We start from the raw sequence: 16,825 nt of genomic DNA on the forward strand, positions 1-16,825 counted from the left end.
CCAGCATCCCCCAGGAAGGACTAATCCCATGCACTCGACCATGCGGGCGCCCGTCGCTCGCTTCCGCCTGCCCGCGCGCGCCGGGCATGTGGCCCTGGTGACGCTGGCCGCCATGCTGCTGGCGGGTTGCTCCACCCTCACCAGCTATCAGCAGCCGACGCTGGCGACACCAGTGAGCTTCGCCGCCTCTGGTGCCAGGCAGTCGGTCGACAACAGCCGCACGCAGTGGTGGCTCGCCTTCCGTGACAAGCGGCTCAACACGCTGATCCAGCGCGGGCTCGGCCAGAACCTCGGCATCGCCCAGGCCGTCGAGCGCATCAACGAAGCCAATGCCGGTATGATCAGCGCCGGCGCAACCGCCCTGCCGACGGCTTCGGGCAGCGCTGGCGGTTCGCGCCGCCAGACCGGCGACGCCAGCCCGGTCTCCTCGGTCACTTATGCGGGCAACGCGTCCTGGATGATCGACCTGTTCGGAGTGGCCACCAATACCCGCCGCGCTGCCGAGGCCAACCTCGATGCCGCCTACTACTCGGCCGACACGGCGCGCCTCGCGTTCCTCTCCGAGCTCACCAACGCCTATATCGACCTGCGCTACTACCAGGAGTCCCTGGCGCTCACCCGCTCGAGCCTCAGCACGCGGCAGGAGACGCTGGCGCTGACCAAGACGCTGCTCGAAAGTGGTGCCGGCTCGCAGCTCGACGTCATCCAGGCCCAGAGTGCACTCGATGCCGCCTCGCTCCAGGTCCCGGCGCTCGAGCTCGGTTTCATCCGCGGCGTCAATCGCCTCGCGACGCTGACCGCCGACAACGCCGGTTCGCTCCAGGCCGACCTGCAGAAGGGCGCGCCCCAGCCCTGGCCGCGCCTCAAGGTGAATGCCGGCATCCCCGCCGACCTGATCCGGCAGCGCCCCGACATCATGGCGGCCGAACGCGCCGTCATGGCGGCGACGGCCAATGCCGGCATCGCCGAGGCCCAGATGTATCCCTCGCTCACGCTGAGCGGCAACATCAGCCTCGCCTCGATCGCCGCGGGCAACACGACCAGCTGGGGCTTCGGCCCCACGCTGAACCTGCCCTTCCTCGACGGCGGGCGCTCCAAGGCCAACCACAAGGCCGCGCTGTCGCGGGTCGAGCAGGCCTACATCTCGTGGCAATCCGCCGTGCGCCGCGCCATCGAGGAGACCGAGAACGCCCTCGCCGCCGTCCGCCGCGATGGCCGCAGCATTGACGGCGCGACCAAGGTGAAGGACAGCGCCACCAAGCAACTCGAGCTCGCTCGCATCTCCTACGAGAGCGGGCAGGGGCAGATCCTCGACGTTTTGAACGCCGAGCGCGCCCTGTTCGACGCCCGGGCCCAGCTCGCGAGCGCCACGCAGCAATATGCGAGGAACTTCGTGATCCTGAACGTTGCGATTGGCGGCGGAGTGTCGGCCCTAGCCGACGGCTCGTCGCGCTAACGAGGCGGGGCGCGAAGACGCTGCGCTTCGTCTGCCTTTGCGCTGCTCGCCGAGCAATCGGCGAGCGGCTACATCTGTCGCCGCATCCGGGCCAGCGACCTGCGGGACGTAGAGCCCGCGGAGCTAGCCGTCATGGGCGGGCGTGTGCCGGCCATCCGGCCCAGACGGGGTGGAACCGGCGCGCTCCGACACAAGAAGGGTTTACCTCCGCGCCAATAGGCTGTTCGATGCGGCCGGGCCTGCCGACGGAATAGGGACGGAGGCCTGCAATCGGAGGATACTTATGAAATACCGCTATCTCGGACGCTCCGGGCTGCTCGTCTCGCGTCTGTGCCTTGGCACCATGACCTTTGGCAACGCCCAGTGGGGCTGCGATCAGGAAGGGTCGAGCGCCATCGTCAGGAAGTTCGTCGAAGGCGGCGGCAACTTCATCGATACGGCCAACAGCTACTCGAACGGCGAGTCCGAGCGGATGCTGGGCGTGGCCCTCAAGGACTACAACCGCGATCACCTCGTGGTCGCCACCAAGTGCTGGTTCCCGTCCGACCAGGCCATGACGGCCCGCGGCCTCAGCCGCAAGAACATCGTCGAGGCCTGCGAAGCGAGCCTCAAGCGGCTCGGCACCGACTACATCGATCTCTACCAGTTCCACGGTCCCGACCCGTACACCCCGATCGAGGAAAGCCTGCGCGCCGCCGACGATCTTATCCGCGCCGGCAAGATCCGCTACCTCGGCTGCTCCAACTTCTATGGCTTCCAGATCGCCAAGGCGAACGGCGTCGCCGCGCTGAAGGGCTATGAGCCGCTGGTTTCGGCCCAGCACCTCTACAACCTCGTGCGTCGCGACATCGAGCGCGAGGTGCTCCCGGCCTGCGACGACCAGGGCCTCGCGATGATCTGCTGGAGCCCGCTCGGCGCCGGCATGCTCAGCGGCAAGTACCGCGGCAGCGACAAGCCCGATGCCAATTCGCGCATCGGCATCCAGGCCGCCATCACGCTGCCGCGCTACTGGTTCGAAGACTCGCTCAAGATGATCGACCTCGTCGTCGAGACGGCGACCGAACTCGGCAAGACCCCGAGCCAGGTCGCGCTCAGCTGGCTCTTCGGCGATGCTCGCGTGACCGCCGCCATCATCGGCGCCCGCCGCGTCGAGCAGGTCGAGGAGAACATGCTGGCCGGCGATTTCGACCTGCCGGCCGACGTGCGCCAGAAGCTCACCGACGCCATGCCGCTCAAGCTCGGCTACCCCTACGAGTGGATGTCGACCAACCTGCCCGGCACCTTCGGCAAGGCCGAAGCCGAACCCGCCCACACCGCGCGCTTCCCGCGCTAGTCGAGTGCACCTGTGACCCCCTCATGGCCGGGCTTGTCCCGGCCATCCAGCCACGCGGCGTCTGCCGCTTGAGGGAGCTTTCACGTCGTGCAACGCGCCGACTGGATCACCGGACAAGCCCGGTGATGAGGGATTGCCCGCTTGGGCGTCTCACTTTTCTAGCCCCTCGAGCCAATCCAGCACCACCCGGCTGAACTCCGCCGGCCGTTGCACCGGAGCGAAGTGGCTGACCCCCGGGAGCGCGACATACCCCGCTCCCGGGATGCTCGCAGCGATGTAGCGCGCATGCTCGGGCCGGATGAACTGCTCGAACTCCGACTGCGCCACCATGACCGGCACCCGCACCGCGGCCAGGTCCGCCGCCGTGTAGTTCGGCTGCGTCCGCTGCATCGTGCCGAGATCGGCCCCGAACGCATCGAACGCCTCGGGCGTCGACGAGAGCGCCGTGTAGTCCGCCCTGTGGCGGTTGATGCAGCGCTCGATCTCCGGCGTCATCTCGAATGGAAACGTGCCGGTCTCATCGACATTGCAGGCAAAGAAGAACACGCCGGCGATGCGCTCGGGCGCCCGCTTGGCCATGACGAGGCCGGTGACGGCGCCGTCGCTCCAGCCCACGACCGGTGCGCGCTCGATGCCGAGCCCATCCATCACGGCGAACACGTCGGTCGCCATCTGCTCGTAGCTGAATGGCCGCGTGTCCCGCGTGCTCCGGCCATGCCCGCGGCTGTCGATCACGACCACCCGGCGCCCCGCCGCTGCCAGCACGGGCACCTGGTAGCCCCAGTTGCCGGCATTGCCCATGCCGCCATGGAGCAGGATGACGGGCGCGCCCCTGCCATACTCGGCACACCAGATACGCGCTCCGTCGCTGTCGACATAGCCCTGCCACACCGTCTCCGGCAGCGGAGCGGGCCCCTCGCGCTCGAAGCGCTCCAGATCGTCGTCGCGGAAATCCATGGCCATTCGATTCCAGTTCCCATCGCCTGATGCAACTTGTCGAACGGCGGTCCGGTGTTTCGACAGCTAGAAGTAGCGCTGCCCGTTGACCCACAGGCCGCGGATGACCGGCTGCCCGTCGACGAGCCGCACCCGCAGCAGGTCGGCCCGCAGGCCCGGGGCGATCCGCCCACGGTCGGCAAAGCCGATGGCACGCGCCGGGTTCGCCGTCACCTTGGCGATCGCCGTCTCGAGCGGCATGCCGCGCGAGGCGAGGATGAAGGGGGCGTGGAGCAGGCTCGAGGGCACATAGTCCGACGTCAGGATGTCGAGCAGCCCGATATCGGCGAGGCCGATGGCGCTGGCATTGCCCGAGTGCGAGCGCCCGAGCACCACGTTCGGCGCGCCCATCACGATCTGCATGCCGAGTTCGCGCGCCCGCCGCGCCGCCACTTCGGTGGTCGGGAACTCGCTGATGGTGATGCCGTCGGCATGCGATTCCTCGACATCGGCGATGCTCGTATCGTCGTGGCTCGCGATCATGATGTCGCGCTCGCGACCATGCCGGCCCACCTCGGCGCGCCCCGGGACGACCAGCGCCTGCTGGTGCTCGCGGCGTTCGGCGAGGTAGAGCTCGAACTCCTCGTCGGTCCATACCTGCGCGTTCTTCTTGCGCCGGAAGTCGCGGTAGAGCCCGGTATTGTGCCACTGGCGCTGGCCGGGCGTGTGGTCCATGACGCTCAAGAGGCGCACCGCCGGGTTGTCGATGTTGCGCTCGAAGATGCCGAGCAGGCCCGGATCTGACAGTTCGCAGCGGAAGTGCAGGAAGTGGTCGGCCTTCAGCAGGCCGCGCTCCCTGGCGGTGGTGATGCCACTGATCGCGTCGTTGAGCATCGCCGTGCGCGATCCACCGGTGTCGTAGTCGCCCAGGGAGAGCGCATCGAGCACCGTGGTCGTGCCGGCGCCCAGCACCTGCACGTCATGCGCCATCACCGCCGAGAGCGTCGCCGGCCAGCGTACGCCCGGGCGCGGCACGAAATGGTGCTCGAGATTGTCGGTATGGATGTCGATCAGGCCGGGAACGATGAAATCGCCGTCGCAGTCGATCTCGTCGCCTCCGGTGCCGATGGCTTCGATCCCCGCGGGGGAGAAGGTCAGGGCGTCTTCGACGACGGCGTCTTCGAGTACGAGGCGGGCATTGGCGAGGGTGGTCTTCACGTGGGGTATCCAGGACAGACTCGATTGGAGTGAGCCTACATCCATATCCCGTGTGACAAAGCAATGACGGTCGCGAAGTCGAAGCTAGAAGAAGCTTCTGACACCGAGGGCGACCGCATCCGCCGCGCCGTGCATCTCGCCCAGGGTTCCCCAAGCGCCGGACCGGTGGTGCAGGCGGGCAAAGACCTCGTATTCGGGGTGCTCGGCCATCCCGAAGCTGATCTCGGGACCAAGATAGAACAGCAGATGGGCGTCGCCATCGCCGTTGTCGTCCTGGCGGTTGGTCTCGCCGCCGACCATGGGGTCGGTGACGGCACTCAGGCCGAAGGTGAGGGCAGGCGCGATCCGAAGCGAGCCGACATCGAAATTGTACCGGGCGAATATGCCGCCCCACGCTTCGAGCGTGTAGGTCTGGCCGAACCGCTGGGCGAGGCCGCCTTCAAGCCCGTAGAGCAGGGCTCCCCAATCCCCCCAGGCACGCTGGTAGCCGAGCCCGAGCAGGTAATTGTCCTCGAAGCCGATCGATGTCTCGTCCGCGGAGAGGACGGCCGAGCCGAAGCTGAAGACCGCGTTGCGGCCGTTGTCGAAAAACGACTGGCCGCTGGCGCTCGTGACGAACATGAGCATCGCCACAAGTACGGCTCCGGCTGAACCAATCGCTACCCGCATGCCGCGTGCCCCGAACTACTGGATGAATGAGCGGAACCCGATGGCAAGGACGTCCGTCGCGCCATGCATGTCGCCGAGCGTGCCCCACGCACCGGAACGATGATGCAGGCGTGCGAAGACCTCGTATTCGGGGTGCTCGGTCAGGCCGAAGCTGATCTCCGGCCCAAGGTAGAACAGCAGCGTCGCATCGCCGCCGAACTCGGCGACATTGTCGCTCTCGCCACCGTTCATCGTGTCGGTGATCGCACTGAGGCCGAAGGTGAAGGCCGGCGCGATCCGCACCGTGTCGAGATTGAAGTTGTAGCGCGCGAACAGGCCGCCCCACGCTTCGAGCGAGAACTTGTCGCTGACCCGCCCGGCAAGGCCGCCTTCGACGCCATAGAGGAGCGAGTTCCAGTCGCCCCAGGCGCGCTGGTAGCCGACGCCAAGCAGGTAATTGTCCTCAAGGCCGATCGGCAGGGCGAGGCCATCGAGCTCCACCCCGGCAAAGCCGAAGACGTTCTGGACGAACTGATTGCCGACTTCCTGTCCGGAGGCGCTGCTGGCGAGCATGGCAAAGCAAACGGCAGCCATGCCAAAAGTCGTTGAAGATGCCCGCATTGCCCGCCCCAGGAACCGATTCCTGCGGCGAGCATATTGATTTCACGCTATTTTAAGCAACGCAGGGAAAGCCGCAAATCCACTGCTCGCGCCTTACTGTACGATGCTTGTACGCAATCGCACTGTGTTGCGAACTGGCCGTCGATCAGTGCGATCGAACCAGTGTCAGGCCCAGTGGTTCGCCATCGGAATTGTGGGCCTCGCGCTCGCCGGTCACGCTGTCGCGGCGCCATTCGGCCACGGCGCCCGCCTTGAGGTGCAGGTGGAAATCCGCGCGCATGACGTTGATGAAGCCCATGGCCGGCTTCACCGTCTCGATGGTCCCGCGCCAGAACTGCTTGAAGCCGGGCCGCCGGAAGCCGATCACCACCGACGCCGCCGCGGCCTGGGCGTCCTCGAGCGGCAGCCGGCCGGGATCGGTCTCGCTCGCCTCGATGCGCTCGCCGCCCGGTGCCTCGGGCCTGGGGTCGATCGGCGTCCCCTGGCCCAGTGGAGCAACCGCGGCATCGAAGGGCTCGATCCCGTCGAAGCCGACAATGCCGCAGATGTAGCTGCCATCGGCCCGATGCAGGTCGATGCGCGGATAGGCCTTGTCCTTCATCACGCTGGTGCGGTCGACGACGATCTCGCCGATCGCGGCAAGCTCGATCTGGCTGTCGTGCTCGGCGCCGGCGATCACCGCCCAGCCGCTCTCGAAGGTGACGCTTTCCACCTGGCCGATGCGCTCATGCGTGGCGCCCAAATGCTTGGCCGTCACCATCAGCCGGCCGATGGCGGGCAGGGTGGCGAGCACGTCGCGGGCATCGGCGTCGAGGCGGGCGCGGGGCAGGGTGGTGGGTTTGTCGAGCATGGCAACCTCAGGCAGGAAGGAGGGTATCGGCGCGCGGCGTGGGGGCGGCGTCGAGCAGCACGGTGCGCAGGGCGTCGAGACCGGCGGGCTGGCGGTGCGCGACGATCACCAGCGCGGTCTCGGGCAATTCGCGCCGCACCAGCGCCAGCAGTTCGGTCTCGGCGGTTACGTCGAGCGCGCTGGTCGCCTCGTCGAGGAACGCCCAGTCGGGCTTCAGCAGCAGCAGGCGCGCCAGCGCCAGCCGCTGCGCCTCGCCACCGGACAGCGCGCTGCCATCCTTGAAGTCGAGGCAGGCACCAAGACCCACGGCGTTGATGGCAGCCTTGCGCTCGGCCAGCCCGATGCTCTCGGGCACGCGCGGATAGGCGACGATATCGAGGATCGGGCCGGGCGGGAAATAGCTCTGCTGAGGCAGGTAGAGGCTCTCGCCCGACATGTTGCGGATCGCGCCCGAGGCATGCGGCCAGGTCCCGGCGATCGTCTTGATCAGCGTGGTCTTGCCGAGGCCCGACGCGCCGGAGAGCCAGACGGCTTCGCCGGGGGCGACCGCGAGGTCGCCGACGTGCAGCAGCGGTCGGCCCTGCGGCGTCGACAGCGTCAGCCCCGTGACGCCGAGCCCGCCATCCGGCGACGGTGTGCGGCTCAGTTCGGCGGACGGCGCCTCGGGACCCTCGACCACGTCGAGGAAGCCGTCGAGACGCGACGACGCGGCGACGAGATCAGCGAGGCGGCGATAGGAGAAGATGAACCATGAGAGGGTCACCACCACTTGCGAGAAGGCGGAGGCCAGTTGCATCAGCCCGCCAAAGGTCACCGCGCCGGCGAAGAAGATCGGCAGCGCGATGAAGGTCGGGATGCGCAGCACCGTATACTGGTAGGGGAAGTTGAAGGTGAGGAGCTTCAACTCCTGCACGATCAGGCGCTGGAAATTGTCGACGATGCCGCCGAAGCGGTTGTCGAGGTCGCGCCGCTCGGCCGCCTCGCCGCCACCCAGCGCGATCGCCTCGGCATTCTCGCGCACGCGCACCAGGCTGAAGCGGTAGTCGGCTTCGCGGCGCTGCTGCTCGCTGTAGAGCCGCTTCAGCGGGTGGCCAAGCCAGTGAGTGAGGCCGCTCGAGACCAGCACGAACAGGATCGCCGCCCACACCAGGTAGCGCGGCAGCTCGAAGGACAGGCCGCTGACGTTGACTGGCAGCGCGTAGCTCGACAGCTCCCACAGCACCGCCATGTAGGAAAAGATCGCCACGACCTTGGAGATCAGGTCGATCGACAGCGCGATCAGCCCGATTTCCGAGCCGTGGCCGGCGCCCGGACCGGCGAGGAAGAAGCGGCAGTCCTCGGCGATGCGCTGGTCGGGATTGTCGATCGCGGCGTCCTTGCCGTCATGCCGCCGCCGCTCGATGCCGACATACTTGCCGTCCTTGAGCCAGCGGTCGGTGAGTGCGTCGGTGAGCGAGCGGCGCCAGCGGATCTCCAGCTTGCGGCTGGCGAAGGTGCCGCCGACGCTGAACAGCGTGGCCAGCAGCACGAGGATGACGAACACCCCGACCTGCCGCAGCGCCTCCTCACCGTTCATCTGCTGCAACGCGTCGTAGAACGCCTTGCTCCACTCGATCATCTTGAGGGTGACGGGGATTGAGGCCAGCTCCAGCGCCAGCACCAGCAGGTAGAGCACGATGCCGAGCTTGCCGCCCTTGCCCGAAATGCAAAGTTTGAGCAGCCGCCAGAATTGGGCCAGCACACGGATCATCGTGGTCTCCGGAAAGCAAAAAAAGGGGAGGGCTCGGAAGCCCTCCCGGCAGGGGTTAGAACTTGACGGTGGCGCCCAGCTTGAAGGTGCGTCCCGGTGCCGTCTGCAGTTCGCCCGGCGAGTTGCCGGCGTCCGCCCCGCCATTGCCCGGTGTGTTGTAGCCGGTCATGGTGTTGGGGAAGTAGCGCGTGTCGAAGATGTTCTGGATGCCCGCGGTCAGCTCGATGTTCTCGGTCGGCTCCCACTTGGCGTAAGCGTCGAAGATCGCGTACCCGTCCGGCTTGAAGGCGTTGGGGTCGTTGCGATGCTCAGGCCCGGCTGCAAAGGTGCCCATTACCTCGAGCTCGAGGTTGTTCTCGGGCAGCTCGTAGCGGAGGCCGAGTACGGCGGTCAGCGGCGTCGCCGGCTCGTACCAGCCTTCGGCGACATCGGGCGAGCGCTGCATGCGGCCATACTGGTAGGTAATCGCCGTGTTGAAGAACAGGTTCTCGTAGACCTCGAACTCGCTGGCGAGCTCGATGCCCGACAGCTTCACCTTGGACAGGTTCAGGGCCGTGAACCGGTCCGGCGCGATCTCCTCGAGGCGGGAGATGAAGTCGGTGTAGTCGGCATGGAAGGCCGTGGCGCTGATCCAGCCGTTCTCGAACTCGCCGCGCAGGCCTGCCTCGTAGCTCTTGACGGTCTCCGGGCGCAGGTTCGGGTTGGGAACGACTTCGGCACCAGTGAAGGCGTTGATGTTCGACACGAACAGCATCTGGCTGGTCGGCATCTTGTAGCCTTCGTTGTAGGCGACATAGCCGGAGATGGCGTCGGTGAACTGGTACCTGGCCGACAGGCTCTTGATCAGCGTCTGTGAGTCGATCTTTTCCGGCTCGAACCCCGGCAGGGGCTTGGGGGCTTTCCCCTTGGTCGGATCGATTGAGTAGGTTGCGTAACGCAGGCCCGGCGTGATCGTCAGCTTCTCGTCGAGGAGCCTGATCTCGTCCTGAATGTAGAGATCGGCGCGTACCGTTTCCGAGTCAGGGAAAGCGAAGCCGTTGTACTCGGACTCCGTGGTGCCACCAGTTTCCGAATTGTAGGTCTTGTTGAAGTCGACGTAGTCCGCCTTGGTGATGTCGCCATCGAACCCGTAGGTCAGCGTGTGGTTGCTCCCGCCCACGTCGAAGCTGGAGACAGCCTGGATCTCGGCCTCGAGGAACTCCTCGCCGTAGTCGCGCACCTGCCGCGCTTCGGTGTAGCGCGGCTTGGGCACAGCATAGACCTGCCGCTTGAAGCTGTCGGTGCCGCGCCGCTGGGGCGAGTAGCTCAGGTTCCAGGTCACCGAGTCGAGCCAGTCGTTGTTCACCTGCCACTCGTGCTCGATGGCGAAGCGCGGCCGCTCGATATTCACTGTCCGCACCCACTCGTCGACATTGTACTGCGACGAGGTCTGCGGCACGCCGGTCACGGCATTCGAGCTCGAGTCGTACATCTGGAAGACGTCCGACTTGCGGCTGTAGAACTCGGCCATCACCTCGATGCGATGCTCGTCGTTCGGTGTCCACACCGCCTTGGCCATGCCGTCATAGGCATTGACGTCGGTCGGGAAGAACCGGTCACACGTCCACTTGGGAAGCCGCGGGCAACCCCAGATGCCGCCGTCGGCGCGGGCATTGGAGAGCGTCGCCTCGTGGCCCGACAGGTGTCCGAGCGTGCCCAGCACCTGCAGTCCATTGCCGAAGTCGTAGGCGGCGTTGATCTGCTGGCGGAAGCTCTTGTCGAGGCTGTCATAGGCGGTCTTGATCTCGACGGCCCACGGCTTGTCGCTGCCATCCAGCACGTCCTCGGGATCGAGCGTCTCGAACGACACCACGCCGCCGAGCGCGTCCGCGCCCCACAGCACGCCGGCCGGTCCCTTGACGATTTCGACCTGCTTCATGTTCCACGGATCGATCACGTCGCGGCTGCCGTCGATGATGCTCTCCATCGTGCGCGAGCCGTCCACCTGCATCTGCACGCGGTTGCCGCTCACGCCGCGGACGGTGAAGCCATCCAGCGTGGACCAGGGCGTCGTCAGCGAGTTGCCCCGGGTGACCTGCACGCCCGGCTCGTAGCGCACCAGATCCTGGATATCGCGGACCTGGTGCTTCGCCAGCGTCTCGGCGTCGATGACCGAGACCGTGGCTGGCACCTCGAGCACGCTCTTGCTGCTGCGCTGCGCGATGACGGTGATGCGCTTGAGGATCGTCGTCTGCGCCTGCGTCAGCTCCTGGCTGACGACGGGCTGGGGCAGCGCGCAGGCGAGTGCGATGGCGCTGACCCCCAGCAGATGAACGGGTGAAACTGATGCGCGCGCGGAAACGCCGGCGCGACGCGGCCGATAAGACATGCCTGCCCCCAAAGAAAAGTCCGGTTTGTTGGCTGGCTGTCGGCGCGTTGCACGCCGCGTGGCTGGCTGCGACGCCCTGCTGCGGGCGTACGTTTACGTACTATTAAAGTGGACCCACTGAGTCAACAATAATTGGAGCTCGCCCGTCAGCGGGCAAGCTCTGCGGTGCGCTCGTAGGCAGCCGTGAAGCCGGCGAGCGACAGGTTCACCGTGACGGGCTGGCCGTCGTCGACCTTGACGCCGGTCACCTCGAGCGTCGAGCCGACCTTGAGGGCGCTCAGTGCCACTTCGTCGAACTGCAGCGGCACTAGGCACCCGCTCGGCACGCAGGTGAGGAACGGCCGCGCCGTGCCCAGCTGCTGCCCGTCGATGCCCAGCTGCACGCCGGTATCGAGCCTCAGGCCGAACGCCGTCAGCAGCATGCCCTCGGCCGTATTCACCGCCGGTGCGGCGAGTTCCATGCCCATCAGCGGACTGCCCGTCTGGGGGTTGCCGACGGTCTGGTTGAAGCCGCAATCCTTCTTGGCCTCGACCAGCGCGCAGTTCACCGACCAGCTGCCATGTGTCTCGCTCAGCGAGGACGCGCCGCCCGGCAGGCTAGCCTCCTGCGCCAGGGCAGGGGAGGCGGCAACGAGCGTTGCCGCGACCAGAAGCGCCTTCACGATGCCGTCCTCGCGTCCTTGAGCGGGCGGTTCAGCGCGCGCCGAGCCTCGCCGGCCATGCGCACCAGCGTCATGTGCATGTCCTTGCTCGAGGTGAGTTCGGTCTCGAACCAGACGCGTCGCACGTCGTCGCCGTCGACGAGATCCATGCCTTCCGCATCGACGCCGACCAGCCGCCAGTTGCCTGCGGGAGCGCGGGCGAAGTGCTCGGCATAGAGGCCGACGGCCTCGGTGTGGTCGTCGTTCATATGCTCGACAGCGCTCGGCTCCGTCATCGCCAGTTCCGGATTGGCCGGGTTGGCGTTGATCAGGTCCTCGCGCGTCAGCGCGAAGGCCTTGCCGAAGCCACCGTTCAGCGAGGCGCTCTTCACCTCGAGCCGGAAGTAGCGGAAGTCGCCGAGGCTCGAATAGAGCTTGGCCTTCTGCTGGTGGCAGAGATAGCGGTTGTCGAGCCGCTGGTGCTCCTCGCTGTCACGCTCGACCTCGCGGGCCTCGCAGGCAAGGCTCATGCGCGCATGGGCCAGCGGGTCGCCCTTGCCGGGATAGCCGACCAGCAGCGAGCAGCGCGGATCGGCCAGCAGGGCCGGCGTGTGCGCGGCGAGCTTCGAGATGAGGATGATCGGCGTCCCGTCGAAATCGGTCGATACGCCCACGCGCGTCGCGATCGGCCAGCCGGTGCCCGGCTCGATCGTCGCCAGCGCCGCCGAGCGGGCCGTACGCACCAGCGTCTTGCCCATCCGCACCGCATCCGGCGTGGTCTCGAGGATCACGTCCTTCTTCTTTTCTTCCTGCATAGTCGAACTCCTGAGACTACTTCTTGAAATAGAGAGGCACGGTGAACGACCAGCTCGATCGTCCCGCAGCTTCGGGGATAGGGGGGAAGGGCGCGGCGCGGTTCACCGCCGCGATGGCGGCGTCGTCCAGCGCGGCATTCCCCGAACTGCGGGCTAGCGCGACCTGCACCAGCTTACCACTGGCGCCCACGACAAAGCTCACCAAAGCTTCGCCATCGTCGCCCTTCGCCTTTTTCGGGTACTTCGCCGCCCGCACCACCTTGGCCTCGACGAGCCCCGGATACTTGCTGGCCGCAGCGCTGCCGCCATCGTCCTTCTTGCCCTGACCTCCGCCCGATTTCTTGCTCGCGGCGTTGTCCGCGTCGGCCGCGCCGCCGTTGCCCAGGTTGGCCTGCCTGCTCGGCGGCTTCTTTTCGGGCTGCTTCTTCTCCGGCTGCTTCTTGGGCTGCTCGGCCTTGGGCTGTTCCTTGATCGGCTCGGCCCTGGCTTCCACCGGCTCGCGAACGATCCGCGGCTTCGGGATGGGCACGACCTCGGTGATTTCCTCGACGGTCGGCGAGAGGCTCGCCTCCTGCACCGGCTGGATCGTTTCGACCGGCTTCACCAGCGCTTGCGGCAGCACCTGTGCAGGCGTTTCCGGCGTCAGTTCGCGGATAGTCGCCGTGCGGATGGCATCGAGCGGATCCGACTGCGACGGCGTCACGCTCTCCGCGACGATCGTTGCGGCCTCGCTCACGATCTGTGGCACGTCGCCGGCAACCGGCTGAGCCGTCTCGACCGCCGCACTCAGCACCTCGGCCGACGCGATTTCCTCGCTCTCGACCGCTTCCACCGGCTCCGCCGAAACGGCGGCGGCGACGGCCTGTACCGGCTGGACCGCCTCCGCCACGAGCGGCTCGGACTCCGCCACCTCAGGCACTTCCATCGCTTCGACTTCGGCCCCGGCCGAAACCAGCGTCTGGTTGGACTCCGTCACCACCTCGCTGGGATCGGTCGAGACCATGTCCATCGAGATGATGTCCACCGACACCGATTCCGCATCCGTTTCCGACACGACAGGGCCCATCTGCATGAAGGCCCAGGCCCCGGCGATGAGGCCGGCGTGAATGGCGAATGAGGCGGCGGCGGCCTTGCGCATCATCAGGACTCGCGCTGCCGGGTGATGAGGCCGATGCGGGCATAGCCGGCGCCCGACAGCTCGCCCATGACCTCCATGATGAGCCCGTAATCGGCGTCGGCATCGCCGCGGAGGTAGATGCGCTGCTCCTTGCCGGCCTCGCCCGCCGCCGTGGCGACGGAGGAGAGCAGCGTTTCGAGCGCGATCCGGTCCTCGCCCAGGTAGATCTCGCCGGCCGAGTTGATCGACACCGTCAGCGGCTTGGCGTTGTCGACCTTGAGCTCCGGGGCATTGGTCTGCGGCAGGTCGATGGGCACGCCCGATGCGAGCAGCGGCGCGGTCACCATGAAGACGATGAGCAGCACCAGCATCACGTCGACCAGCGGCGTCACGTTGATATCGCCGATCGGTCCCCCGCGCCGTCCGCGCCTGCCGCGCGAGCTTTGCATCGACATGCCCATCAGGCATTCCCCCGGGCGTCGAGCTGGCGCGACAGCAGTACCGACACACGATCGGCAAAGGCCTCCAGCCGCCCGATGATGCGTCCGGAGTCGCCGCTCAGCTTGTTGTAGGCGATCACCGCCGGGATGGCCGCGAGCAGCCCCAGCGCCGTCGCGAACAGCGCCTCGGCGATGCCGGGCGCCACGACGGCAAGGCTGGTCGACTTGGCTGCGGCGATCGAGGTGAAGGCGTTCATGATGCCCCACACCGTGCCGAACAGGCCCACGAACGGCGCGGCGCTGCCCACCGTCGCAAGCAGGCTGAGGCTGCGGTCGAGCTTCTCGCTCTCTTCTGCCACGGTCGTGTCGAGCACGATCCTCAGCCGCGCCTGCAGGCCTGCCGGGTTGGCGGCATTCTCGGCATGCGAGCCGTTCCATTCCTCCATCGCAGCGGCGAACAGGGCGCCCAGCCCCTGGCGCGGCTTGTCCTTGATGCGCGCGTAGATGGCCCCCAGCGGCTCGCCCGAGGCGAACACCTTGTCGAACGCCTTCATCTCGCGCCGCGCCCGCGCATAGGCGGCGCTCTTCGAAAAGATGATGGCCCAGCAGGCGACCGAGGCGAACAGCAGCCCCAGCATCACCGACTTCACCACCCAGTCCGCCTGCATGAACAGGGCGAACATCGACATGTCGTGAGCGACGATCGGCTCCACGGCTTCGATCACGGTCTCCATCAGACGCCGAACTCCACCTTGTCGAGCCGCGACAGCGTCGTCAGGCGATCGAAACAGACCTTGGGGTCGAGCCCCTCGCCGTCACAGGCGACGACGTCGTTGATCAGCACCCGGCTCAACGTGTCGCAGCCGACCTCGCCGATATCGAACTGCAGCACGCGCGTCTTGCCCTCGGGCATGGCCTTGAACTCGAGCGACACGAGCCGCTCGATGCCGCCGCCCGCGCCGAACAGCGCGATCTCGAAGGACGAGCGGGTCACTTCGGTGCCCAGCGAATTGGTGGCGAGAAAGGTGACGCGGCAGCCGGTCTCGCTTGATGTCAGCGCGTTGAGCTCGAGCGCGAGGCCGGCCGGCGCGGTGGCCGGAGCGTCCTGCGCGAGGACCGGAGATGCCAGCAGGGTGGCGACGATCAGGGCGGAAGCGAAGCGCATGGTCATCCTACTTGTTCAGCACGAGCTTGCCCTGCCGCGTGATGCGCAGCCGGTAGACGAGCCCCTGGTGGGTGATGCCGATTTCGGTGTTGCCGCCGAACAGTTCCTCGGTGCTGAACACCGGCTGGCCGGGATTGTGTCCGTCGTTCGCAGTTGCCGAGGCTGGCAACGCTGTCACGTCTCGCAGGTCGTCTAGTCGCACTCTCGTCACTCCGACCGCCACGTGCAGCCATAAACATGAGTGTGATTATCAGAATTACGGCGCCACGCAAGCGCCGCAATGTCGCCATCGCGCCTGCCGGTTTCACGCTACCCGCTGATGATCGCCCGTATCCCCCGGGCGCTGGGCGTTGGGGCGCCGCTCCCGGACTACGCTACGCGCCCGAACCACCACAACGACAGGCCGGCCGCCGCTGCCGCGAGAAGCCCACCCAGCCCCGCGAACAGGAATGCGATCTCGGTCAGCTTCTTCTCGGTGATCAGGCGCGACGACAGCGACTTGTAAACGTCGCTGAGGTCCGTGGCGCTCTTGGCCTCGTAGTACTCGCCCTCGGTCGCATCGGCGATCGCCTGCAGCGTCTCGGCATCGAGCTGCGCCCGCATCGAGCGGCCGCCGAAGTCGACGACGTCGCCCGTCGCCGAGCCGAAGCCGACGGTATAGACCTTGACGCCATAATCGCCGGCGAGCCGCCCTGCTGCGAGCGGGTCGGGGCCCGTGGTCGTCGCCCCGTCGGTGAGCAGGATCACCACAGCGCTCTCATAGGAACCCGGCTCTACGGGAATGTGCTTCTCGGGCTCGGTCGCCGACAGCAGTCCGTCCACTTCACCGGTCTGCCGGACATTGCCGTTGACACCCGCGCCGCCGACGCTGGGCAGACCCAGTGCGTCGCGCAGATCGTCGCCTTCGAGGTTGAAGTTCTCGTCCGGGAAGATCGTCTTGAGCGCTACGAGCACGCCCGATCCCACCGCCGTGCCGCGCCGCAGGTCGAACATGTCGATGGCCTGGTACAGCGCCTCGCGGTCGATGGTCGGGGCCTGGACGAGCACCGCCGCCGAGGCGAAGGCCACGATGCCGATCTGCACGTCGGCCGGCTGGGCCTTGATGAACTCCTTGGCCGCAGTCTGCGACGCCGCGATGCGGGAGGGCTCGACGTCCCGGGCCCGCATCGACCCCGAAACATCCATCGAGAGGATCACCGTGGCGCGGGACGATGCCAGTTCGACCACCGCCGCCGGGCGCGCCACCGCAATGATCAGGACCGTCAGCGCCGCGAGCAGCAGGGCCGGGGGCACATGCCGGCGCCAGCCCGCTGTCTTGCCCATGGCCTCCTTGACGAGCGCAAGGTTGGCATAGCGCACCGCAGCTCTCTTCCGGCGCCGCATCAGCCAGATGTAAGCGCCGATCAGGAGCGGCACCAACAGCAACAGCCACAGCATGGGCATCCAGATGAAGGTCATGTCGTCACC

The 16,825-nt window shown here is 67.0% G+C and carries 17 protein-coding genes; 2 read left to right on the forward strand and 15 right to left on the reverse strand.

Going from position 1 to position 16,825, the window contains the following annotated elements; translation table 11 throughout:
- Positions 1-28 precede the first annotated feature (28 nt).
- A complete protein-coding gene (locus tag PRN20_RS06385) occupies positions 29-1,456 on the forward strand; it encodes an efflux transporter outer membrane subunit (RefSeq protein ID WP_273956401.1) in 1,428 nt (475 codons plus the stop codon).
- A gap of 283 nt (positions 1,457-1,739) precedes the next feature.
- Positions 1,740-2,789, forward strand: a complete 1,050-nt coding sequence (locus PRN20_RS06390) for an aldo/keto reductase (RefSeq protein WP_273956402.1) — start codon at positions 1,740-1,742, stop codon at positions 2,787-2,789.
- Between the two features lie 150 nt (positions 2,790-2,939).
- On the opposite strand, the gene PRN20_RS06395 is transcribed toward PRN20_RS06390, so the two are convergent.
- From PRN20_RS06395 to PRN20_RS06465, 15 genes are all read right to left on the reverse strand, one after another.
- Positions 2,940-3,746 (reverse strand): alpha/beta fold hydrolase, encoded by an 807-nt coding sequence (locus tag PRN20_RS06395; RefSeq protein WP_273956787.1) that lies wholly within the window; start codon positions 3,744-3,746, stop codon positions 2,940-2,942.
- 66 nt (positions 3,747-3,812) lie between these two features.
- On the reverse strand, positions 3,813-4,943 hold the full coding sequence (locus PRN20_RS06400) for an alpha-D-ribose 1-methylphosphonate 5-triphosphate diphosphatase (RefSeq protein WP_273956403.1): 1,131 nt from the start codon (positions 4,941-4,943) through the stop codon (positions 3,813-3,815).
- An 84-nt stretch (positions 4,944-5,027) separates the two neighbouring features.
- The gene (locus tag PRN20_RS06405) at positions 5,028-5,576 is read right to left on the reverse strand and encodes a hypothetical protein (protein WP_337956224.1); all 549 of its coding nucleotides are present in this window, start codon (positions 5,574-5,576) and stop codon (positions 5,028-5,030) included.
- A gap of 51 nt (positions 5,577-5,627) precedes the next feature.
- Positions 5,628-6,185, reverse strand: coding sequence for an acyloxyacyl hydrolase (locus tag PRN20_RS06410; RefSeq protein WP_273956404.1), 558 nt, complete (start codon positions 6,183-6,185; stop codon positions 5,628-5,630).
- A 172-nt stretch (positions 6,186-6,357) separates the two neighbouring features.
- A complete protein-coding gene (locus PRN20_RS06415; RefSeq protein WP_273956405.1) occupies positions 6,358-7,062 on the reverse strand; it encodes a hypothetical protein in 705 nt (234 codons plus the stop codon).
- Positions 7,063-7,069: 7 nt separating this feature from the next.
- A complete protein-coding gene (locus tag PRN20_RS06420; RefSeq protein ID WP_273956406.1) occupies positions 7,070-8,812 on the reverse strand; it encodes an ABC transporter ATP-binding protein/permease in 1,743 nt (580 codons plus the stop codon).
- Positions 8,813-8,867: 55 nt separating this feature from the next.
- Positions 8,868-11,180 carry a TonB-dependent hemoglobin/transferrin/lactoferrin family receptor gene (locus PRN20_RS06425; RefSeq protein ID WP_273956407.1) on the reverse strand — a complete coding sequence of 771 codons (2,313 nt, stop codon included), beginning with the start codon at positions 11,178-11,180 and terminating at the stop codon, positions 8,868-8,870.
- Positions 11,181-11,326: 146 nt separating this feature from the next.
- Positions 11,327-11,842, reverse strand: a complete 516-nt coding sequence (locus PRN20_RS06430; RefSeq protein ID WP_273956408.1) for an invasion associated locus B family protein — start codon at positions 11,840-11,842, stop codon at positions 11,327-11,329.
- Positions 11,839-12,636 carry a HugZ family pyridoxamine 5'-phosphate oxidase gene (locus tag PRN20_RS06435; protein ID WP_273956409.1) on the reverse strand — a complete coding sequence of 266 codons (798 nt, stop codon included), beginning with the start codon at positions 12,634-12,636 and terminating at the stop codon, positions 11,839-11,841. The genes PRN20_RS06430 and PRN20_RS06435 overlap by 4 nt, the downstream gene beginning before the upstream one ends.
- 16 nt (positions 12,637-12,652) lie before the next feature.
- Entirely contained in the window at positions 12,653-13,777 is a 1,125-nt protein-coding gene (locus PRN20_RS06440; protein ID WP_273956410.1) for an energy transducer TonB family protein, read from the reverse strand.
- A complete protein-coding gene (locus PRN20_RS06445; protein WP_273956411.1) occupies positions 13,777-14,214 on the reverse strand; it encodes an ExbD/TolR family protein in 438 nt (145 codons plus the stop codon). The genes PRN20_RS06440 and PRN20_RS06445 overlap by 1 nt, the downstream gene beginning before the upstream one ends.
- A complete protein-coding gene (gene tolQ / locus PRN20_RS06450) occupies positions 14,214-14,927 on the reverse strand; it encodes a protein TolQ (RefSeq protein WP_273956412.1) in 714 nt (237 codons plus the stop codon). The genes PRN20_RS06445 and tolQ overlap by 1 nt, the downstream gene beginning before the upstream one ends.
- Positions 14,927-15,364, reverse strand: coding sequence for a hypothetical protein (locus PRN20_RS06455; RefSeq protein ID WP_273956413.1), 438 nt, complete (start codon positions 15,362-15,364; stop codon positions 14,927-14,929). The genes tolQ and PRN20_RS06455 overlap by 1 nt, the downstream gene beginning before the upstream one ends.
- 1 nt (position 15,365) lies before the next feature.
- Entirely contained in the window at positions 15,366-15,560 is a 195-nt protein-coding gene (gene hemP, locus PRN20_RS06460; protein ID WP_273956414.1) for a hemin uptake protein HemP, read from the reverse strand.
- Positions 15,561-15,727: 167 nt separating this feature from the next.
- Positions 15,728-16,816 (reverse strand): VWA domain-containing protein, encoded by a 1,089-nt coding sequence (locus PRN20_RS06465; protein WP_273956415.1) that lies wholly within the window; start codon positions 16,814-16,816, stop codon positions 15,728-15,730.
- Between the last annotated feature and the right edge of the window lie 9 nt (positions 16,817-16,825).

Origin of the sequence: Devosia sp. ZB163 (assembly GCF_028613635.1) — a bacterium.
In the GTDB taxonomy this organism is placed as follows: domain Bacteria; phylum Pseudomonadota; class Alphaproteobacteria; order Rhizobiales; family Devosiaceae; genus Devosia_A.